The sequence below is a fragment of the Saccharicrinis carchari genome (assembly GCF_900182605.1).
GTDB classification, from domain to species: domain Bacteria; phylum Bacteroidota; class Bacteroidia; order Bacteroidales; family Marinilabiliaceae; genus Saccharicrinis; species Saccharicrinis carchari.
Window position 1 is genome coordinate 10245 of sequence record NZ_FXTB01000007.1, and the last position, 23099, is coordinate 33343.

The window sequence follows — 23099 nt, forward strand, 5'->3', positions numbered from 1 at the left end:
CAGTTCAATCAAGTTATTTATACGGTTATCAAACGTATGATGCATTATCGAAACATATGTGTATTTTTAGCGTTAAATATCTTAATCTTACATACGATTATCCGTGCAATACCCGCCCCTTACTTTTATTATTTTGGGCTTAAAAATATTATACTATGAAGAAGCTTTTTACTTTATTTTTTATTCTTACCATAGCGATTAGTGCCTGGGGACAGGCTTATAATGCTGGTTATCCAAAAATAGAAAACATTGACACTGGCACGGCTACTGTCATCACAAACCTTACTGTTGCAGGATACTATACCACCTTTATCATTTTAGAAGACGGAGCGGCCACCCCTAGCATTCAAAATGTTATTGACTGGTCTCTGGATGGAAATGCTGGCAGTCTGCCATTAGGAACATGGGGGGAAATCGCTGTTGTTGGTCGAGGTGCGGCCAATAGCGATAAAACTTTTAATGTAACAGGCCTTACTTCCAACACCAACTATGTTTTATACTGTGTTACAACAGATGATTCTTATAGTGTCGCTAATGCAATTGAAACATCCGGCCCTACCGCTATACCTTTCACCACCCTAGCAGCTGCGCCTCAATGGGCGGCTAGCTACCCCAATCTGCAAAACCAAAACAAAACAGCCATCGAGGTTATTGGTCAGGTTGATCTGGGGGGTAATTGCCACGTAGTGGTTACCGATAACGCCACCCCCCCCACCCAGGCGCAAATTGCCGCGGGACAGGATCATACCGGGGCGGCGGCAAGCATCGCCAACACCAATAATGTTATTATTGCCAATACGGAGTTCAGTGTAAACCTGGATATCTCAACGCTCATTTCCGAAACACAATACTATGTTTATGCGGTAAGCGAAGAAGGAACAGGCAACTTTTCCGGCGTGGAGCAGATGACCTTTACCACCTTAGACACGCAAGCACCCACTTACAATGCCACGTACCCATCGATGAGCGACGTAGCAGGAACAAGTGCGGCGCTGAATGTTTCTATCAATGAGGCCGGGCAGTTTTATTGGGTAGTCTTACCCCAGGGTGACGCTGCACCTACAGCAGCACAAGTTAAATTGGGGCAAGAAGCCAGTGGCAGTCCTGCCACATTTAGTGGCAACGCAGCACTATTCATTAACACACCCGTACAAGCAACAATTACAGGTCTTTCGTACGGAACGGCGTACAATACTTATCTTGTTTCTGCCGATAACAACGGAAACGACATTGAAACAGGCGCCGCCACCGTCAGAGCTTTTACCACCCTGGAAGCACCACCTACCATCACCAACCTTTCACCTGCCGATAACGTTACGGATGTTGCTGTTAGTCAGGACTTGCAAGTTACGTTTAACGAGAATATTGTTATTGGGACGTCTGGATATTTCACTATTCACGAGAATGGCTTACCTAATTTAGCCTATCCCTACAATAGTGGTAACGTTAGCATTACAGCAAACACCCTTACCATTACCCACCCCGCATTTAACCATGCCACTGACTACCACATCACCATCGATGCCGGCTTTGTGAAGTCGTTGGCTACAGATGTCGATTTTGAAGGCATCAGCAGCGCTACCGACTGGAACTTTAGCACTATTATTGCCGACCCACAATGGAACTCCGGCTTCCCAACCATCGACCCACCCACAAAAACAGATGTAGTGGTAAATGGCCAGGTGGACAAAGACGGCACCTATTATCTGGTGCTGACCCAAAGCGGCACCGCTCCTTCCGTGGCCCAAATACAAGCCGGGCAGGACGAAAATGGAGTCACCATGTCCATTTCGGCAACGGGTGTAGCTACAGCCAACACTACTTTTAGCCCGTCGTTGGATATTACGAGCCTCAGCTCCGAAACACAGTATTGGGTACATTTAGTTGCCGAGGACGGTGCGGGCAACTTTTCCACTGTTGCATCGCCTAGCTTTGCCACACAGGACACGCAGGCACCAACTTACAACACACCTCCCGCCGTTGAAATCTTAGACGGAACATCTATTTATCTCAATGTTGAAATAAACGAAGATGGAGAGTTTTATTATGTCGTGTTGCCATCTACTGAAACTGCACCGTCCATTACACAGGTTAAATTAGGGCATGGGGCTGACAACATTCCGGTTCCGGCACCTCTTTCAGGTAACTATCCATTGTTCACGGATGATCTAATCTCTGCCCCGGTTTTTGGCCTTGCATACAGCACGAGCTATATTGTTTACATCGTTTCCACCGACAACAACGAAAACGACATTGAAGAAACAGATGCCACAGCCGTACCATTTTCCACACCCGGCCCGCCACCGGCCGTCACAAGCTATTTGCCTCTGCAAAACGCCACCGACGTGCCCATTGGTCAAAGCCTGCAATTGACTTTTGACGAGAACATACAGTTTGTGGCAGGATCCTTGGGCAGGATATCTATTTTGCGTAGTATTGATGATTCCGAATTTGTATCTTACAGTATTAATAACCAAAATATTTCCATTTCAGGCCCTACCCTCACCATCAACCACTTGTCTTTCGCCGAAAACACGTCCTACTACGTCACTATCGATGATGGTTTTATAGAATCAGTAGCTACGGGGGGCGACTTCGAAGGTTTCTCCGGACCAACGGATTGGACCTTCACCACTGAAATATTGCCTGCACAATGGGCAGATGGTTTCCCAACTATTGACATACCTACAAAAACATCAGTGATAGTGAATGGTCAGGTAGATAAGTCGGGCACTTATTACATGGTTGTTACGCAAAGTGCAAATGCTCCTTCGGCAGCGCAAGTAAAGGCGGGCCAAGACGAAACAGGAGCGGCTGCTTTGGTAGTTACAAGCGATGTGTCAACCGCAGACGTACCTTTTAACCCGGCATTGGACATATCGGCTTTGGCCACACAAACACCCTACTATGTATATGTAGTGGCGGAAACAACACCCGATAAGTTTTCTACGGTTGAGCAACTTACTTTTACCACGGTACAAACATCGTGGGCAGATACTTATCCAAATATTCAAAACCAGACCAAAACCGATATGGATGTGCTTGGTCAGGTAGATGCAGCTGGTGCTTACCATTTGGTTGTGACTGAAAGTGCCACAGCGCCAACCGAGGCACAAATTATTGCCGGAGAAAATGAACTTGGAAACCCGGCCCTGCTGCCAACAACAGCAACAGTTACGGCCTACACCGAATTCATAGCCAACTTGGATTTATCAGGCTTAAGCTCACTGACCGAATATTGGGTACATATTATGGTGGTGGATGAATTTGGAAACTACACTTCTATTGAAACGCTACCATTTACCCAGGAAGATACGGAAGCTCCCGTTTATGTTGCTCCCACGCCCAACGTAACCAACATTACCGGTACAGGTGCCACGGTAGAAGTAATTATCAACGAACCGGGCAGGGTGTATTACGTGATTTTGCTGGCATCGGAACAGGCTCCGTCCATTGATCAGGTATTGGCCGGCACGGATGCCAGCGGTCAGGCTGTTGTTAATTCTGGCAACAGAAACCTTGCTGCTGATGATGTAGTACAGATAACGTACGACACCTACACCTCCGAAACCAGCTATGTAGCCTATATTGTAACCCACGACAACAGCGATAACTATATTGAAACGATTATTCCAACCCCCGTACCCTTTACCACCGCGGACACTTCCGCTCCTGTGGCCACTTTTGACCCGGCTCACATGTCGGTGGATGTTCTATTGAACAAAACCATTACTGTTACCTTGAGCGAAGAGGTATATAATGCAGCCCAGGAGTTGATTACCAATGGCAACGTGGGCTCTGTTGTGAGCCTGCGCGAAAACAACGCAGCCGGCCTAGAAGTACCGGCAACTATTACTTATGATGAAATTAATTTTATCATCACAATAGACCCTACCTCTGATTTAAAAGAGTTGCAATTGTATAATATTAACCTGCTCGCTTTGCGCGATTCAACGGGAAATACATTAAATGCACAGAATTCCCTATTTACCACGCAAGATGTTACGCCGCCGGTAACAGCGTTTTTAAGTCCGCAAAATACGGAGGAAGATTTCCCTATTGACGCAACTTTAACCATTGGCTTTAACGAAGCCATCCAAAATTTAGACGGTTCTGCTATTAGCAATTTAGATTTGCAAACGCTAATTAGTTTTTCGCCAAGCTTTAGCTTTTCGGCCAGTATAAATGCCGAGGCGAATAGTATTACCATAACACCGGACGTGGACTTAGCACAGAACACTGCTTACACGATTACAGTAAATGAAGTTGAAGATGTGTATGGAAACCAGCAATCGTCACCTGCATCAGCCAACTTTACAACAGATGCATATCAGATTTGGAACGGGTCGGCAGGTTCGACTTATAGTGACCCTCTTAATTGGACTGGCTCAGGAAATAGTATCATTATCCCTCGCTCAGCAACAAATCAACCTGTTTTAGAGAGTCCTTCCATAACAACAGTACACAACGTTTCTGTTGAAGCTGGTGCATCACTCACTATTGCACCAACTGGGAACCTTAACGTCACCAAATCGCTCGTACTCAAATCGTCTGTCGATCCTGCTATTGGGAATGCCAACCTATTAAACAACGGCACTTTAACAACAACAGGAGCTCAAATTAACGTGGAACAAGCTATACGTGGTAATTTGGAAGGCGTTTACATTTCGAGCCCGGTTAGCGGGGCAACTCAAGACAACACGGGCATATCCCACAGCATATACCGTAGAAACGCATCTACTGCGTCCTGGGAAACACTTTCCTCGACAGAAGTATTACAAGCGGGCAATGGTTATTTGGCCTATGGAAACGCAGGTGATATCATTAACTTTAACGGTGCCATTAATAATAATGACGTTGGACCTGTTATTGCTGTGCGTACCGAATCTCCAAATAATTATGGATGGAATTTAACTGGCAATCCTTTCCCGTGCAGCATTGATTGGGAAGCCATTACATTAAATAATATTCGGGATAGGTTTTACATTTTAAATAATGACGATGGTCTTTATGGAGTTTACAATGGTAACAACGGAGGTACGGCGACCTATGTAAATGTTAATTCCGATGAACCAAGTCACATTCCATCCTGTCATTCTTTTTGGACTCAGGTTGAGATTGGCCAGACTATTGGCGACATAACTATACCCAAAAGTGCACGAGTAAATTCTCATTATACCTATTTAAAAAATGCAAAAGCCATTTCCGGTCAGCAGATAAGGTTTGCCGGAATAAACTCGGAAAATATTAAGGATGAAATTCTAATTTCCTTTGATGCCAATGCAAGCGATGAGGTGGATTCATACGATGCCGAAAAACGTTTCTCGAGCAATAAAAAAGTAGTGCAATTTTACGTTATGCAGTCATCCGAAAAATTAGCCATCAGTACTTATAGCAACTACGAAGCAGGCCGGTCTATTGAGCTGGGATACAAGGTGGGACAATCAGGCGAGTATAATTTGGCATTAATTGAAATGCTCAATACTGAAGAAAATGTTATCGTAAAAGTTGAAGATAAATTCAATGGAACCCTTCAAACCATGGCTTTAAACGATACGTATTTATTTACAAGCGAAGCCGGCACTTTTGAAAATAGATTTGTGGTACATATCACGCCAACTATTTCGACAAAGGTAAATCCGGTATCGGATAATTATCCAATCAACATATATAGTGCCGGCTCCTATATTTATATTAAAACCCCGGAATTGACAAAGCCCTATTATCAAGCATACAATACCTCGGGCAGATTGGTACAATCAGGAATAATACAAGCGGGCAGTAACAATAAAATATACACGGAATACGAAGGTTTGTTATTGATAAAAATTATCTCAAATGAAAAAACGATAAGCCAAAAAGTTTTTGTAAAAAATTAGTATCTTTGTAAGTGTTATGAAGAAAAAGTTATATACTAAACCTGAACTTTCTGTTACCATTATCGACAATGACATTTCATTGGTGATGATGACCGATGAAAATAATCCTCCTGATAAACCAGTTCTACCAGCGGCTGGACAGAATCGGGAAGCTAGTCCTTCCCAAAAAAGCAACTTCAACGAAAACCCTTTTGGGGAGTAAAAACAAATATAAAAAAGGCCATCAAGCAATTGACGGCCTTTTTTTTTATCTTTGCAGGCTGAATTAATGCCTGAGAGAATTGAACTTTCCAATGGGGCAAAGCTAAAAATCAGATAAGCACCAATAGTCTCTTATCTTGCTCCTCTGCTTCTCAACCGCTAAAGTTTTTGGCGAATGCGGTAGCTACCCCATGGAGATGCTGGCAGCGCACAGATTATCTCAATTTCTCTTATCTTATTTTAAAAAAATTATTGTGGGAAGATCAAGGAAACGAAAACCGCTTTTTGAGCAGGTAGAAATTACAGATGTGGCCGCCGAAGGGAAGGCATTGGCCAGGATTGACGAAAAAGTGCTATTTGTGCAACATGCCGTACCCGGCGACATCGTAGATGTACAAGTAAACAAAAAGCGCAAAAACTATTACGAGGGCTACGTAACCCAATACCATAAAAAGTCGGAGATTAGGATAGCACCTTTTTGTTCGCATTTTGGTATTTGCGGCGGCTGTAAGTGGCAGCCTCTGCCCTATTCCGAGCAATTAAAATACAAGCAGCGCGAAGTGGCCAGTAACCTGCAACGCATTGGTAAAGTGGAGCTGCCCGAAATAAGCAGCATTATCCCTTCAAAAAAAACACAGTTTTACCGAAACAAACTGGAATATACTTTCTCGAACAAACGCTGGTTAGAATCCGACGAAATGCAGCTCGAAGAAGATTCCCTGGAGCGTAACGGTTTGGGTTTCCATATCCCCCGCATGTTCGATAAGGTGGTTGATATTAAAAAATGTTACCTGCAGGAAGAACCCTCAAATAGCATCCGCCTGGCCATCAGAAAATATGCCTTAGAAAATGGGCTTTCTTTTTTCGACATACGAAAGCAAGTGGGTTTTTTACGTACCCTCATTATACGTACCACTTCAAGCGGCGAGGTAATGGTTATCGTAGCTTTTTACCACGAAGATGTAGAGAAGAGGGAAGGCCTGCTGAATCATCTGAAAACGCAGTTTCCGCAGCTAACTTCATTAATGTATGTGATTAACGAAAAAGCCAATGACACCATTGCCGATCAGGATATTATCTGTTTTAGTGGTCGCGATTACATTGAGGAAGAAATGGAAGGTTTAAAATTCAGGATAGGCCCTAAGTCCTTTTACCAAACCAACTCGGAACAAGCTCATGAGCTGTATAAAATAACGCGCGATTTTGCCGGCCTCACGGGTAACGAAGTAGTGTACGACCTATATACGGGTACCGGAACCATTGCTAACTTTGTGGCCGGAAAAGCACAAAAAGTAGTGGGCATAGAGTATATTCCTGAGGCCATTGAAGATGCCAAAGTAAACTCGGCCAATAACAACATTGCCAACACCCATTTTTATGCCGGCGATATGAAGGATATCCTGAACGAGGATTTTATAGCGGAAAATGGACGGCCCGATGTAATTATTGTGGATCCACCACGCGCAGGAATGCACGAAGACGTGGTGAAAACCATCTTAAAAACTTCAGCTCCAAAAATTGTATATGTGAGTTGTAACCCGGCTACACAGGCACGCGATTTAAATATATTGAACGAAAAATATAGCGTAACACAAATTCAGCCTGTAGATATGTTTCCGCATACCCACCATGTTGAAAATGTAGTGTGCCTGGAGAGGAAGTAGGCGAGGTACGATTCATCAGATACTGTATAAATTACTTATTCCAATCCGGACTTATTAACAATAAATTATTTCATCCTTATTATAAATATAAGTTACGCAAAACGGTAAAATATCAATAACCATGGGTGAAATCCATGGAATAGAAAGATGGAGAATTCGAAGCCGAAAGTGGGTTCAATATTTATTTTAAATTTTTAATTTGATTATTGTTGATGTGTTACCCGCGATATTCCTTGTTGGACTAATTAAAACCAAAAATAAACTATGGAAAACTTTAAACAATTAGGTGTTAAAGATAATTTTGTAAAAGCCATCAGCGAGCTCAATATTATCCAACCTACCGAAATACAAAATCAGGTCATCCCTTTATTGCTTCAAGGTAACACTGATCTGGTGGCACAAGCACAAACCGGCACAGGAAAAACCGCCGCCTTCGGCCTGCCTTTATTGCATCGCATCGTAGCTAAAAGCAAAGAGGTACAAGGCCTTATTCTTTGCCCAACACGCGAACTGGGGCAGCAGATTGCAAAGCAACTGTTCAAGTTTACCAAGTATTCCGATAAGATATTTGTGGAATCCGTTTTTGGTGGAGTACAAATAGAACCGCAGATAAGTGCTCTTCGTCGTCCAACGCATATTGTGGTAGCTACACCCGGCCGTTTGATTGATTTGGTAAAACGTAAAGCCGTTGACCTGCGTAAGGTAAAAACAGTTATTCTGGACGAAGCCGATGAGATGCTGAGTATGGGTTTTAAAAAGGAGCTGGACGAAATATTAACTATGCTACCGGCTATTGAGAGCAAATGGTTGTTTTCGGCCACCATGCCCGATGGCATACAAAAAATAGTAAAACGCCATCTCTCCGGCCAGGCAATTAAAATAGAGATCAACAAAAAACGGCAGGTAAACCGCAATATCGATCATCAATTTTTAATATGCGAAGAAAAGGAGAAGCTGCACATATTGATTCAGATGCTCAATGCCGATCCCAAAGCGCGTGGCGTAGTGTTTTGCAAAACCAAATCAGCAGCACAGACCTTAGCCAAACAGCTGCAAGCTAAAAACATTGCAGCAGATGCCATACAGGGCGACCTGAAACAGGTGGAGCGAGATAAGGTGATGCGTGCCTTTAAAAAGGAAAATCTCCGTATTTTGGTGGCTACCGATTTAGCTGCCCGCGGCATTGACATCGAAGCCCTCGCCTTTGTAGTGCATTACCAGTTGCCCGATAAAGACGAGTATTACACGCACCGGAGCGGACGGACAGCACGTGCCGGTAACCGAGGCATATCCCTTGCCCTGATTACTTCGCCCGAAATAAAACAGATTCGCTGGTTCGAGAAAACACTGGGCATCAGCTTTAAGCAGATAAGAAGATCGAAGTAAAACGGAAATCAGTAATCAGTAATCAGTATTCAGTAATCAGTAATCAGTGATTGGTGTTGGGTGCATGAATGATTGGCAGGTCGATACTGGTTCATCGTTGACAACTGAAAAGATACCTGCCACTAACAACGCGAATCAATAAATCAAATGTGGTGAAAACAAAAATTGCAGAACAACTATTCCATGGTGCCGAAGGGTACAATTGTGCTCAGGCTATTCTTAAGACTTTTCAAAAGGAATTTGAGGTAGATGAACAGGCTATTGTTGCAGCTGCCCGTAATGGCGGTGGAAGAGCGGAAGGTGGTCTTTGTGGCGCCTTGTATGCGGCTCATCAGTTGTTAGGCGATAATCCGTTGCAACAAAAAATAGACATGGATTTTATTGCTAAAGGCAGCAGTGTAAGGTGTAGAGAAATACGAACGGAACGCCGCTTGAGCTGCAAGCAATGTGTAAGTCTGGCAGCGCAAAATTTGCAGGGTATGCTGGGGACATAACAAAAGGCTTCGTATTTAAATACAAAACACATCAGGAATGCACAACGAAAACAAAAAGACTTAGTGTTCATGGCGCCTTCTTTGTGAGCATGGTGGTTAAAAAATCAACCACAAAGGACACGATGAATGCACAACGAACACAAAGTCTAATTATCTAAAATAGAACAGCTTACAAACTCATTAATTTAATACCTACAAATACCGTTCGGGGGCGAGCGGGTCCATACACATAATTACTGTCCCTGTTTTTACCGGTTTCAAAATCATCCTGATATTCGTTAAAGATATTTTGCACACCTGTAAACATTTCAACAGCAAGCCCTTTTTCTAACCAATTGAATTGATACGACACCTTCAGGTTGTTTTCCAGAAACGAAGGAGATTTAATCAATTCGTTACGACCGTAATTTGGTACCAGCATGGGGCCGGTATATACACCCGATAGTGCGGCGTTAATACCCAAACGCGAGTTGTAGGTCAAGGTGTAATAGCCGTACTCGTCGGGTGTTCGCAGATATTTTTTGATGCCCGGGCTGTTCTCACTCCATTCTACCGCTTTCTCGTGTTCACTATTCTGAAAGGTAAGGCCGGCTTCCAGCTGAACTTTGCGGTTGTAGTTAGCTCTTATTTCTGTTGTTACACCTTTCACCGTTGAGCCTTCACCGTTTCTTTTTTCCAGGATGGAGTTTCCGTTAGCATCCGTCCCGTTTTCCTCTAAAATAAAGGCGTCTGTTAGCTTGGTATAAAACCCTTCGAGGGTAAAACCCAAAATAAAATGCTCATTCGGATAATCGTAATTAATAGAAGTACTTATGCTTTTCGATCGTTCTTCCTTTAAGCTTTCTGCGAGCTCAACGCGCTGTATGCCACCACCGGCAAAGGCAATGTGCATGTCGGCATCAAAAGCCTGGGGTGCCCTAAAACCCGTGGACCAGCTTGCGCGGAATTGCCACTGTTTTTGCTTCATCAATGCCGAAATACGAGGACTCCATACCAAGTTATCCACCATGTTGTGTTTGTCGGCTCTTACACCGGTAAGCAAGCTTAGCTTGCGATTGATGGACCAGTCGCTTTGCAGGAAGCTGCCAAAGTTTTTTGTTTCCTGATCCAGGTGGTAATTGTAGGCAACAATCTCATCATCTACCATGTCGTAGTTGTACTCGGCCCCAAAACTAAATTGGTTACTGCCCGATATAAAATGACTAAGCATATGATTAAGCTGAATACCACCCAGATAGGTTTTGTTGTCGGTAATGCCATAAGGAGGTTCTTTAAAATGTTCATCGTATTCCGGTGTGCCTTCATCGGGCATAATGCCGGTATAATGATCGCGGTCGGTAGTTTGTCCGGCCACATAGGCAGCAAACGACGATAGATTATTGTTAAAATTAACGCTGTAATCTGCACCACCCATCAGCACGTTGTGCACGCGCTCCTCGCTTTGGTCGGCCAAAAATGCAGGACCATCTTCCTTATTGCCTCCATACCTGTACTCATACATCGACGACAGATTAAACTCAATTTTATGGTTGGGTGCAGGTAACAGGAAGGCATTTAGCCCAAAAGAATTGTTTTTAAGCTGGGGCATCTCACTAAATCCGTCGTTATTGTGATTGTAGGATTCGCGCATACGGTGCGAAGCAAAAATACTCATGCCGGCATTTCTCCTGTCGGATACGGTACTGGCATTTGCATTTAATATAAAATCGGAGGCAGCACCATTGATCACCGATGTATTGGCATTTACGGCATAGGCATTCCTGTCCGGTGGGCGGGTAATCACGTTAACGGTACCCCCTATGGCACCGGCACCGTACAGGGCAGAGGCACCACCCCGGACCACTTCAATACGCTCTATCATATTAGCCGGTATCTGTTCCAGGCCATATAATCCCGTAAGCGGGCTGAACACCGGACGGCTGTTGATAAGTATCTGCGAATACCCACCGCCGAGCCCGTTCATGCGCAGCTGGGTATAATTGCAGGTCTGACAATCCGTTTCCATACGTATGCCCGGCTGAAAAACCAAGCCTTCGGACAGCGTATTGGCTTGTATCATTTCCAGCATTTTACCTTCCATCACATTTACTATAACCGGCGAATCTGTTTGACGTTTAAAGGTTTTGGTGCCGGTAACTACAATGTCGTCAATGGCCATGATTTGTTCTTCGAGCACAAAGTTTATTTCTATGGTTTTTCCGGCTTCAACCACGATTTCCTTTTCTACGGGTTTGTAGCCTACGCTATTAGCCACCAAAATATGTTTTCCGGCGGGCAAGTTAGTCAACATATAATGGCCACTTAAGTCAGTTGCCGTACCTTTGTTTGAACCTTTAATATAAATACTCACAAAGGGAAGGTGTTCACCATCGCACTGTACATGGCCAAAAATATTGGCATCGGTATGTTGCGCATAACTTAAGCTAACTGTTATGCACAGCATAAATAAGGATATTATTCTTCTCATCATTATTAAATATACTTTTATCATTATTATTACATTGTTGCGCTATTTATAAATATTCGGTATTGGAAATAAAACACGGAGCTTGCACCACAGTAACGGAATAGTGCGTATTTGTTTTTAAATTGCTAAGTGCTGCACGTCTGTCCATCTACTACGCTATCTTACAAAAACATCAATAAGCTAAAAGCCATTACCAACATACCTACAAACAATCCATAAATTGAAAGGTGATGTTCGCCGTATTTTTGGGCAGCGGGTAAAAGTTCGTCCAAACTGATAAATACCATGATGCCCGCCACTGCGGCAAATATAATCCCAAACAAGGTTGGCGTTAAAAATGGCATCAGTATCAGATAACCCACTAGTGCACCTACCGGTTCTGCCAGCCCCGAGAGAAAGCTGAGCTTAAAGGCTTTTCGTTTGCTTCCGGTGGCATAATAAATGGGTACCGAAACGGCTATCCCCTCGGGTATGTTATGGATAGCGATGGCTACGGCTATGGCAATACCCAGATTGGGATCCGTTAGTGCGGCCGTAAAGGTAGCCAAACCTTCCGGAAAATTATGGATGGCTATGGCCAGCGCGGTAAAAAGACCCATTCGCATCAGGTGGGGGCTGTTGCGCCGTTTTTCTTCCGTCATATCCTCAATGCTTTCCATCTCGTGTGGGTTTTCGGCCGAAGGAATCAGTTTATCGATGATAGCAATAAGCAGCATGCCGCCAAAAAAGGAAACTACCGTTACCCACGTGCCGCTCACCTCGCCGTACACCTCTGTAAGACTGTCTTTCGCCTTAAAAAAAATCTCTACAAAGGATACATAAATCATTACTCCCGCCGAAAAACCCAATGCGAGTGATAAGAATTTAGTGTTGGTTCGTTTGGCAAAAAAAGCCATGGCACTCCCAATACCGGTGGCCAAACCTGCAAGGAGAGTTAAGCCAAATGCCATTAATACTTGCGAAAATGCTATGTTTTCCATTTAGTTGTACATTTTGTTTAGTTTTTTACCCCAATAGGTGTAACACCGAATATTGATTGATCAAATACCGGTATGCTGTTTTTATCATCTCAATTACAGATCGGTGCATACTTATTTTAAAACAGTACAGAAAATCCGTTTTTGTAAAGTAGGGGATATCAATATTTTTTGATCATCCATCTGTATCTCCATCGATTGGTCCAGTGCAAAAATTTTTTTCACACTAAACTGTTTGTTGGTTCGTATTTCATAATGATCATATAGCCGTTCAATTTCTTCATCCGCATATATTAATCGCACAATCTTAGCACTGTCTCCTTCCTGCAACTGATCCATTTTAACAGAATTTTTGTGTCGTTGTATAGTTCCGTCTGCATGGGGTATAGGGTCGCCATGCGGATCAAACTTTGGATTGCCTAAAAAGTCATCAAGTCGGGCCAATAAACGATCCGATGTTTGATGCTCCAAGCATTCAGCCTCCGTATGTACCTCACTTAAATCCATATTGAGTACCTGATGTAAAAACATTTCCCACAATCGATGTCTGCGGATAACCGTGATGGCAATTTCTTTCCCTTTCTCAGTGAGCTCTATTTCTTTGTAGGGTTGATAGTTTATCAGGCTTTTAGAGGATAGCTTTTTTGCCATATCGGTTATGGCAGGCCCTGAAATACCCAACCTAAGGGATAGCTTAGAGGCGGACGCTTTTTCACCCTCGTCATACTGTAGGGTGAACACATTTTTTAAAAAATTTTCTACCGATGTTGAATTCATATTTTAGCTTACTTAGCTGCAAAGTTAAGCATGCTTAATTAAATGTGAAAATTATTTTAAACTATTATTTGTTAAAATTTAAATAATAATTTTCCCCAGCAGGATAAATGGTGTTCGGTAAACTTTTTTACATTGACTCCAAATGCAATGCTTTGTTGATGCAAAAAGGTTTTAATTTGATTAGTTGAAGTGTAGCACGTTTCCGGAGTTTAATCAACCCATCTTACTTTAAGTCCTGAAAAAAGTTTTTGTTGCTATATTTCAAAAAAAACTTATCAAACTATAATTGGCAGGTAGTGCCGGCTTTTTTGTGCACTTATTGGGGCTGAAGCCATTTATTACGAAACGTGAAGTAAGAACTCAGCTCACTTAAATATGTTGAACGAAGCTATAACCTTAAATATAAGGAATTAAGATCCCGTTTAGCTTAAGCACTAAAGTTAAGATACAAATGTTTCACCCGACAATAGGGTGTTTTGATAAACAAATGATTTACTTTATGCTGAGTTAATAATTATTTTTAACTTCGGTAGTTACCTTAATTCGATTGTCAACCTAAAAAATCATTTTTATTACATGAAGGTTTTAGTGTTTTATGTAAATAGTTTCGGGTACGAGCCTCGCACAAAGAATTTAGATAATGCTCCTGCGCCAGGAGTGGGAATAGAGATAAAAGATGCGGTTTTGGCATTTATACAGGTAGAAGAATTGGATGAAGAGAAAGATGTGATAAGCCGGGAGAAAAAGTTGGTAAACCATTTAAAATGGGTGGCCCGAAAAAATAAAACCCAACGTGTAATTTTACATTCATTTGCACATCTGTCGGAGTCAAAAGCATCCGTTTTATTTTCGCAGCAAGTATTCGATGCAGCCCAAAAGAGATTAGAAAATGCTGAGTACGAAGTTTGGCAAACCCCTTTCGGATATTTTTTAGATTTAAAAATTGATGCACCCGGAAAATCGCTTGCCCGCATATGGGCCAGTTTATAATCACCGTTAAACCGGCTTCCGGTCTCCGGTAAAATAAACCATGGTTATAATTTTCACTTTGCCCATTTTGTGTAAGTTTTTCCTCCTATGGGCAGATCAAACCCCGATTAGTCTTTTTAAAAGTACCCTCTGCCGTAATTGGCACAATAAAAAAGAATCCGGTATGAGCCTTCATCAATCCGGTACGCTTGGTTTGTTTCGCCTATTTACTGTGCCCCACCCATTGCAATATGATGTAAATAAAAGGAGTAGACAGTACACCATGTATTATAGACGAAAATCTATGGGCTAAAACAACGCCACCACCAACCTATACTAACATTATCCTCGCGCTAATAAATGCCAAAAGGCAATGTATTTGCAATAGGATTTAGAGCGCAGTTTATTAAATATAAGCTAAAGTATCCGTCATAAATATCTAATAGTCAAAATCAAAAACACTATGATTAAACAATTGATGAACAATGAAATGTTTAAAAGGTAAAAAATATGAGCATATGGAACGTCATAACTTTTTTGCTAATTATCCTTAGTCTTTTTACGGATAGATTTGCCGCAGCACAAAACCCAGTAATAAAAAAAGATTCATCAAGGGTTTATGAAAAATTAGATTCTATAGCTCAGCAAAACAAAACGGTAAAAATACTCCACGATTTATTGATTAAAACAGAGGAGGAGAAAAAAAAAGCCAGGAAAAAAAACACAATAAAATCGTATTTGAGTTATAGTTCCTATGAGGGGAAAATCATCCGACACATTATCATCGAAACCCTCGACCCCTTCGGCTACTCGCTTGAAGATACTACCGCTGATGGACATAGTCTGTTGCAAAAAACAGGAAATACGCTGCATATTAAATCGAAAAAACGCACCATAAAAAACCTTTTACTTTTACAAGAAGATCAACCTTTTGACGCCTTTCGTGCTAAAGAGTCGGAAAGGTTAATCAGAGAAAAAACGCATGTGCGTGATCTTAGTTTTAGCGTACGACCATGCGAAGGCGATAATGAATGTGTGGATATTTATATACGTGTTTTGGATATGTGGAGCATCCTACCCGAAACATCGGGGAAGGCACGTATTTTAAGCGATAAAAATTTTCTCGGTCGGGGTCACGAGTTGAAACACATCTACAACCATACAATAAAATACTACGGTATGGGGTATGTAGTTTCAAACATTGGTGCAAGCTATATTAGTGGTGGAATACACTTGGGGCTTGATAGGCATGGTCATGTTAACAGACGCTTAAGTTTTGAACGTAACTTTTTTTCACCACTTACTAAATGGGCTGGTGGAATAAGCCTTGCACATCACTCGCACAGCGACACCGTAGGTATTGATCCCACCCCCACAGGCGAGCGACAGTTTGTAGTTAAGATACAGGATTTATGGGGAGGTAGTTCAATGCAATTGATCAAAGGCAAAAGCGAATACGCACGATCTACAAACTTGATTTCGGCAGCCCGTTTTTTGCGTGTGCGCTATCCTAAAAAACCAAATAATACGGATACGCATTTAATTTTTGAAAGTGAAGATTTCTATTTGGGAAGCATGGGTGTGTCTACCCAGCGGTTTTTAAAAGAAAAATATATATTTAAATTTGGAACAACCGAGGACTTACCCATTGGAAAGGTAATTAATTTAACTGTAGGCTATCAGATTAAAGGGGAGAAGGAACGAAAATATCTGGGGGCCCGTTTTGCTTTTGCTAAATATCCTCCTTGGGGTTACCTTAGTGGGCAACTTGAATATGGCTCATTTTTTACGGCATCCAACTCCGAGCAGGGCGCAGTTTCAATGGGTCTAAATTATTTTACACATTTAAAACAGATAGGCCAATGGAGGTTCCGACAGTTAATTAAATCGCATATTACCATTGGCATTAACCCATTTACCACCGATAGCCTCACCATTAACAACGATGTAGGGATAATAGGATTTAATAGTAGTAGCTTGATGGGTACCCGCCGTGCGGTAATCACGCTGCAGACACAATCCTACGCTCCTTTCAACATTTTAGGGTTTCGTTTTGGACCTTACCTTACCTGGTCGGGAGCCTTGTTGGGGAGCGATCAAAATGGTTTTAAAAACAGGAAACTCTACCAACAGTTTGGTTTGGGCGTTCTAATCCGAAACGAAAACCTGGTTTTAAACACCTTTCAGCTATCGCTGGCATTTTACCCTTCCATGCCCGGAAATGGAAATAATATTTTTAGGCTTAACTCGCTACGCACCACCGATTTTGGACTTAATTATTTTAATATTGGGAAACCAGCCACCGTACTGTATAAATAATTTTTACATAGATGTCAGCCAAATTCAACATTATAAAATTAGTTTTGGATCGTACCCGCAGTTTAGGTTTCGTACTGGTTATCGGATTTTTGTTTCCGGGTCTGTAATTTGGCAAGGCCGATCCGGGCTCAACTTACGGTGCTGCCGGTTCGTGGTACTTACCCGGCTTGTGGGTATCTTATTCCTGTCTCATATTATTTTTTGGTGCCGAGTTTACCTATATTTACACCATGCGTTATGGCTTAGCAAATGAACCCAACTCCCATACGGTGCGGGTAGAACAATAAGAAATTATCGCAGAAAAGAATTAATGCGCAGAATAAACAAAACAGCTGTAATTCATACAATTACAAACTAAAAACAACACAATAAGATGATAAAAGTTTGTGCCCTGGCATCGGGCAGCAACGGCAATTGCTACTACATTGGTAATAACCACGAAGGCATTTTAATTGATGCCGGCATAAGCCGAAGGAAAATTGTGGAACGAATGAAGGCCAGAGGTATCAATCCCGCCATTATAAAAGCCGGATTTATAACCCACGAACACCAGGATCATTATCGGGGAGCACGGGTATTCGGACAAAAGCACGGTATCCCTTTTTATATTTCGGAGCAAACCTTGCACCGCAGTTATTATACCCTGCGCCCACCTCACATCAAAACATTTACACCAGGCGACGAAATACAGATAGGCCAATTTAAGGTACATTCCTTTTTAAAAAAGCACGATGCCGCTGAACCATGCAGCTTTAGGGTGCAAACAGGTAATTATAACATTGGCGTGTTCACCGATATTGGCGAACCCTGCGAAAACGTAAAATCACATTTAAGCCTATGCGATTTCCTGTTTCTTGAATCCAATTATGATGATGCATTGCTTGCCTCCGGACGATATCCTGCTTTTTTAAAACAACGCGTAGCCGGCGAGTATGGTCACCTCTCCAATAAGCAAGCAGTTGAACTGATAGAAAATCATGCCTCGGAAAAATTAAAGACCATATTTTTATCGCATATATCAGAAGATAACAACAGGGGCGATATTGCCCTTTTTGCTTTTGAGCATTTGAATGATAAATATGATATACGCTTAACCTCGAGATACGATGCCACCGAACTAATGCACCTCGAAGACGACACCATTTCATTATCTTTATAAAAACAAAAAAAATAATAAAATGAGAATCACAAAAGAAAACACCGTTGCCCTTGTGGTAGATATTCAGGAAAGATTATTTCCGCACATCCACGACCACCAACAGCTCAAAAAAAATATCGGAATATTGGTGGACGGACTTCAAGCACTGGGAGTGCCTATGATGGTGACCGAACAGTATAAAAAAGGACTGGGCCCCACTATCAAAGGATTAGCTGAGAAAGTGGCCACTTGCCCTACTTTTGAAAAAATTGCTTTTAGCTGTATGGATGACGAAGCATTTATCGAAAAATTTGAAACCGAAGGCTACAAAACGGCTATCCTATTTGGCATTGAGGCACACATTTGTTTGATGCAGACAGCGCTGGACTTGCAAGCCAAAGGTTATAAGCCGGTTGTGGTAGAAGATTGCGTAGGCTCGCGAAACCCCGAAAACCATAGGATAGCCATCAATCGCATGTTGCAACAGGGCATCCTGGTTACCAGCTACGAATCTCTTTTATTTGAACTATGCCGTTTTGCCGGAACTGACACCTTTAAAACTATCTCAAAATTGGTAAAATAAAAAACAGGGAGCGGAAAACAATGAGCAGAAGGCGGGGAGCGGAATATCCGCCCCCAGACCTGTCTGCCTTTTTGGATCCCACTACGCCGATGAAAAGCAAAAATAACGAAGAGTGGAAATCAAGCGGAGAAGCTATAGCGTATTGCTTAGAACGTAGAGCGGAAATTAAATAAAATAGATATTGGGAAATTGAATATTAGCGTTGTTCCGGTCAATCCTATTTTTTTATTACCTTAATAAGCCTGTGTTTGTACAAGAGCTTACTCCTTATCAGCTAACAAGCTACTGATTTAACAAGCAATCCGTGTAACAACCTATTAGTTAACAACAAACATTATGCGCAGAGTTTTTGGATTAGGCGAAACAGTGCTGGACATTGTTTTTAAAAACGGCCAGCCTATTGCTGCAAAAGCGGGTGGTTCTGTTTTAAATGCCTTAATTTCACTGGCTCGGATGGGGCATCAATGCCATTTTATCAGTGAGCTGGGGCACGACAAGGCAGGTGATTTGATTCTCGATTTTATCAAAGAGAATAAAGTTGATACACAATATGTTCAGCGTTATAAGCAAGGACAAACTGCCTTGGCCCTGGCATTTTTAAATGAACACAACGATGCCGGATACGAATTCTACAAAAATTATCCTTCCAAAAGATTAACGGGTCCCCTCCCCGATTTTAATTCAGACGACATCCTGCTCTTTGGCTCGTCGTATGCCATAGCCCCGGCTATACGCCAGCAAATCTATCCGATTATTAAGCATGCGCAGCAAATGGCTTGCCTCATCCTTTACGATCCCAATTACCGAAAAAAACATGATGAAAACCAGGTGCAATATCTCAACTATTTAAAAGAAAACATTGCGGCAGCAGACATTATAAGGGGCAGCAACGAAGATTTTGACAACATCTATGCGGCTACTTCATCCGATCAGGTGTTTGAGACAATAAAAAACAAGTGTAATAACTTAATTTACACCGCAAGTGCACAGGGTGCTTATTTACATAGCAAAGAATTTAAAAAGCATTATCCGGTGCCACGCATCAAGCCGGTGAGTACCATCGGAGCGGGCGACAACTTTAATGCAGGTATTATTCATGCCCTGCTGGCTAATAATATTACCAAAAAGGCATTACAAAATCTTAGCGAAAACAAGTGGGACATCCTAATGAATAGCGGAATAAAATGTGCTACCGAAGTATGCTTGAGCCTCGACAACTATGTGCCGGAAGAATTTAGGGTCTAGCTCCTGACTACTGGCGGACGGTGTGGTAGGTATTGGACATATAGCATGAGGATAGCATACACTTACCAAAACTTTAAAAAACGCGGCGATAAGATCATTCTATTTCTACTGATTTTTCTCAGCACAATCCAAGGCGCATATTACTATATTAGCACTCGGCCTTGTTTAATCCCCAAAAAAATAAAATAGGTATGAACAATACAAAAATGACCCCGCAACATTATATAGACAGAGAAGATAAATATGGCGCCCATAACTATCATCCACTGCCCGTTGTTTTAAAGCGCGGACAAGGTGTTTATGTTTGGGATGTTGAAGATAAAAAATACTACGATTTCCTGTCGGCCTACTCTGCTGTAAACCAGGGGCACTGTCATCCTAAAATCATTGAAGCTCTTACCGCACAGGCTGCACAACTCACCCTAACATCCAGGGCATTTTACAACAACGTATTGGGTGAATTTGAGGAATACATCACCCGATTTTTTGGATACGATAAAGTATTGCCCATGAACACCGGTGCCGAGGCAGACGAAACGGCCATCAAACTTTGCCGAAAGTGGGCTTACAACAAAAAAGGCATCCCCGATAATCAGGCCAAAATAATTGTTTGCGAGGGTAACTTCCATGGCAGAACCATCACCATCATATCCATGTCTACCGATCCGGATTCCTATAAAGGTTTTGGGCCCTACACCCCCGGATTTGAGGTAGTGCCGTACAATGATTTGACAGCTTTAGAAGAAGCCTTGCGCGATCCCAATGTAGCTGGTTTTTTGGTGGAACCTATCCAGGGCGAGGCCGGAGTATATGTGCCCGACGAAGGGTATTTGAAAAAGGCCTACAATTTATGTAAAGCCAATAATGTATTGTTTATTGCGGATGAAGTACAAACCGGTATTGCACGTACAGGTAAAATGCTGGCTTGCGACCATGAAGAGGTGCGGCCCGATATCCTGATTTTAGGGAAAGCCGTTTCCGGCGGGGTATTCCCCGTATCTGCCGTATTGGCCAACGACGACATTATGCTGTGCATACAACCTGGTGAACATGGCTCTACTTTTGGGGGTAACCCCTTAGCATGTAAAGTGGCTATGGCAGCACTGCAAGTAATCAAAGACGAAAAACTAGAAGAGAATGCCGCCCGCCTTGGTACCATATTTCGCAACGAACTACGAAAAATACAATCGGATAGGATAGAACAGGTGCGTGGTAAAGGACTTTTAAACGCTGTTGTTATTCAACCAAAAAACGGAAAAACGGCTTGGGACGTGTGCCTGGCTCTAAAGCAAAACGGCCTCCTTGCTAAACCTACACATGGACATATCATCCGCTTTGCTCCCCCCTTAATTATTACCGAAGATCAGTTGCAAGAGGCTCTGTATATCATAAAAAAGACAATGGCTGGGCTGGAGTAAAATAAATTGTTTATATTTAGTCGGCTCTACAAAAGGGCATTATAAATTTGTAGCATGGAAAAAGAATTAGAACTCCTTTACAGCCGGCTTCGTAAGGTGGAAGAACGGAATTTTGACCTGCACAGTTGGAAACAGGGCACCATTGCGGTGTTAGATTCTATATTGGGTCCCGGCAATATGAAAACAAAACTTATCGAAGAGGTAGACTTTCATAACAGCAGCTGGTCCTTACGCGATACCACGGGCGATGTGGATTCGATAAAAAAAACCTGTGCCGATGTGCTCCAAACGATCATCATGGAGATAGAAACATTTGGCTTGGCCGAAAAAGATATTAGTGAGAAAAAGAAAGAAAGAAATAAGGAGCATTCAATAATAGAAGAGGCCATACGAAAAGAACTGAGCCAATCGCAACTGGACGAGCTGATTGAATTGATAAAAAATAAAGAGGTAACTTTTGTAGATGTGGTAGATAAGTTGAAACGCTACGGTTACGAAGTGGCTCCCCGGATTTTAGCTAGTCTGCTTTTATTGCCCGAATTTAAAAATAGCGTAGGAAAATAAGAAAGGGGCGCTGGAGTTCTACCAGGTAGAGGTTTAAAAGTGCTTTCCCAAAAAGTATTATAACGGCATTAGAGCTTATGATACGCAATTATACGCATCTTACATTTTGATTATAAAAGCAATATGATCAGACAATTATAATAAGCCACGTAAAAGATATTTAAAGCTACTTATCAGTAATATATCCATTGTGTTTGTTGGAAGGCTGCATATATACTTACCTAATAAAATACGCCAAACACCTCCTTGTGTGGCAATATAGTCCGATGAAATAAAATAAGCCGATTAACAATTTCTTTTAATAATCATCGCCCTGCATTGGTGCGTATTCGTCTAAAACCTGGTTAATAATTACAGGGTATTGATGATAATATTTTTCGCAAACCCATTTTTTAAATTGAGTTTGTTCATAATCCTGTAACCAGCGTAAGGATTTAACCAGTTCTTTTTTAAATAAATCGGGGTTGTGATCTACTTGTTGCAGAATCTGCTTTTGGTGCGTTATCATTGCTGTATTTTTATGGTTGCGAAATACATATCAGATACCGTGTTCTATGCGTAATCGGAGCATAATGGTAGTTTTTTTATTTTGTGTTGCTTCAATTTGCTATTTAGGCAAACTATCCGGTTCGTGAAAATCACAATTAAAATACAAAGGAAACCAGTGTACCTGGGGTCGTTTCTTTTTATTGCCTGTATCTACTTCTCAACTGTTTTTAGCCATTGTTAATTAATACTTTAAGTTACAAATATTAGGATGATAAATCAAAGATATAGCTAAAAATCATTACTTTTCAGTAGCACTTTTAAAAACCTAAACTATGACCGGATAGAGAGATCGAAAATGAGCTTAACTTTTTATTGAATGCCGTAAAAGATAGCTGCGAAAGAAAAGAGCATGTTGCAAAAAAGACCCGTAGAAGTGTTGCGATATGGCATTGATAGATTTTAAAAATGAATTTAAAATTCACCCTATCCCACTTGCCAATTAAACACTAAACATCAATCACTCAGGCTA

General features: G+C 41.9%; 16 protein-coding genes. 12 read left to right on the forward strand and 4 right to left on the reverse strand.

The genetic code is table 11. The annotated features are described in order from the left end of the window. The first annotated feature begins 155 nt into the window (after nt 1-155). From FN809_RS12690 to FN809_RS12710, 5 genes are all read left to right on the forward strand, one after another. A complete protein-coding gene (locus tag FN809_RS12690; protein ID WP_142533904.1) occupies nt 156-5879 on the forward strand; it encodes an Ig-like domain-containing protein in 5724 nt (1907 codons plus the stop codon). A gap of 16 nt (nt 5880-5895) precedes the next feature. Then, entirely contained in the window at nt 5896-6081 is a 186-nt protein-coding gene (locus FN809_RS12695; protein ID WP_142533905.1) for a hypothetical protein, read from the forward strand. A 253-nt stretch (nt 6082-6334) separates the two neighbouring features. Continuing rightward, nucleotides 6335-7744 (forward strand): 23S rRNA (uracil(1939)-C(5))-methyltransferase RlmD, encoded by a 1410-nt coding sequence (rlmD, locus tag FN809_RS12700; protein ID WP_142533906.1) that lies wholly within the window; start codon nt 6335-6337, stop codon nt 7742-7744. A 264-nt stretch (nt 7745-8008) separates the two neighbouring features. Beyond that, a complete protein-coding gene (locus FN809_RS12705) occupies nt 8009-9130 on the forward strand; it encodes a DEAD/DEAH box helicase (protein WP_142533907.1) in 1122 nt (373 codons plus the stop codon). Between the two features lie 152 nt (nt 9131-9282). After that, entirely contained in the window at nt 9283-9624 is a 342-nt protein-coding gene (locus FN809_RS12710) for a C-GCAxxG-C-C family (seleno)protein (protein ID WP_185957550.1), read from the forward strand. A 169-nt stretch (nt 9625-9793) separates the two neighbouring features. Here the strand turns inward: FN809_RS12710 and FN809_RS12715 are convergent, their stop codons facing one another. From FN809_RS12715 to FN809_RS12725, 3 genes are all read right to left on the reverse strand, one after another. Continuing rightward, nucleotides 9794-12094 carry a TonB-dependent receptor gene (locus FN809_RS12715; protein WP_221929422.1) on the reverse strand — a complete coding sequence of 767 codons (2301 nt, stop codon included), beginning with the start codon at nt 12092-12094 and terminating at the stop codon, nt 9794-9796. Between the two features lie 158 nt (nt 12095-12252). Then, nucleotides 12253-13071, reverse strand: a complete 819-nt coding sequence (zupT, locus tag FN809_RS12720) for a zinc transporter ZupT (protein WP_142533909.1) — start codon at nt 13069-13071, stop codon at nt 12253-12255. A 111-nt stretch (nt 13072-13182) separates the two neighbouring features. After that, a complete protein-coding gene (locus FN809_RS12725; RefSeq protein ID WP_142533910.1) occupies nt 13183-13845 on the reverse strand; it encodes a metal-dependent transcriptional regulator in 663 nt (220 codons plus the stop codon). A gap of 576 nt (nt 13846-14421) precedes the next feature. Between FN809_RS12725 and FN809_RS12730 the strand changes: the two genes are divergently transcribed. The 7 genes from FN809_RS12730 (at nt 14422) to FN809_RS12765 (ending at nt 22081) form a co-directional block, all read left to right on the forward strand. Continuing rightward, nucleotides 14422-14835, forward strand: coding sequence for a threonyl-tRNA synthetase editing domain-containing protein (locus FN809_RS12730; protein WP_142533911.1), 414 nt, complete (start codon nt 14422-14424; stop codon nt 14833-14835). Nucleotides 14836-15324: 489 nt separating this feature from the next. Next, nucleotides 15325-17133, forward strand: coding sequence for a hypothetical protein (locus tag FN809_RS12735; RefSeq protein ID WP_142533912.1), 1809 nt, complete (start codon nt 15325-15327; stop codon nt 17131-17133). A 373-nt stretch (nt 17134-17506) separates the two neighbouring features. Then, nucleotides 17507-18292, forward strand: a complete 786-nt coding sequence (locus FN809_RS12745) for an MBL fold metallo-hydrolase (protein WP_142533913.1) — start codon at nt 17507-17509, stop codon at nt 18290-18292. Nucleotides 18293-18311: 19 nt separating this feature from the next. Continuing rightward, nucleotides 18312-18854 carry a hydrolase gene (locus FN809_RS12750; protein ID WP_142533914.1) on the forward strand — a complete coding sequence of 181 codons (543 nt, stop codon included), beginning with the start codon at nt 18312-18314 and terminating at the stop codon, nt 18852-18854. Nucleotides 18855-19190: 336 nt separating this feature from the next. Further along, nucleotides 19191-20099: a PfkB family carbohydrate kinase gene (locus FN809_RS12755; protein WP_142533915.1), complete on the forward strand. Its 909-nt coding sequence runs from the start codon at nt 19191-19193 to the stop codon at nt 20097-20099. A gap of 191 nt (nt 20100-20290) precedes the next feature. Next, nucleotides 20291-21517, forward strand: a complete 1227-nt coding sequence (gene rocD / locus FN809_RS12760; protein WP_246095598.1) for an ornithine--oxo-acid transaminase — start codon at nt 20291-20293, stop codon at nt 21515-21517. A gap of 54 nt (nt 21518-21571) precedes the next feature. Then, nucleotides 21572-22081 (forward strand): hypothetical protein, encoded by a 510-nt coding sequence (locus tag FN809_RS12765; RefSeq protein ID WP_142533916.1) that lies wholly within the window; start codon nt 21572-21574, stop codon nt 22079-22081. 298 nt (nt 22082-22379) lie between these two features. Here the strand turns inward: FN809_RS12765 and FN809_RS12770 are convergent, their stop codons facing one another. Then, complete coding sequence (locus FN809_RS12770; protein WP_142533917.1) at nt 22380-22589, reverse strand: hypothetical protein; 210 nt, start codon at nt 22587-22589, stop codon at nt 22380-22382. Nucleotides 22590-23099 lie beyond the last annotated feature (510 nt).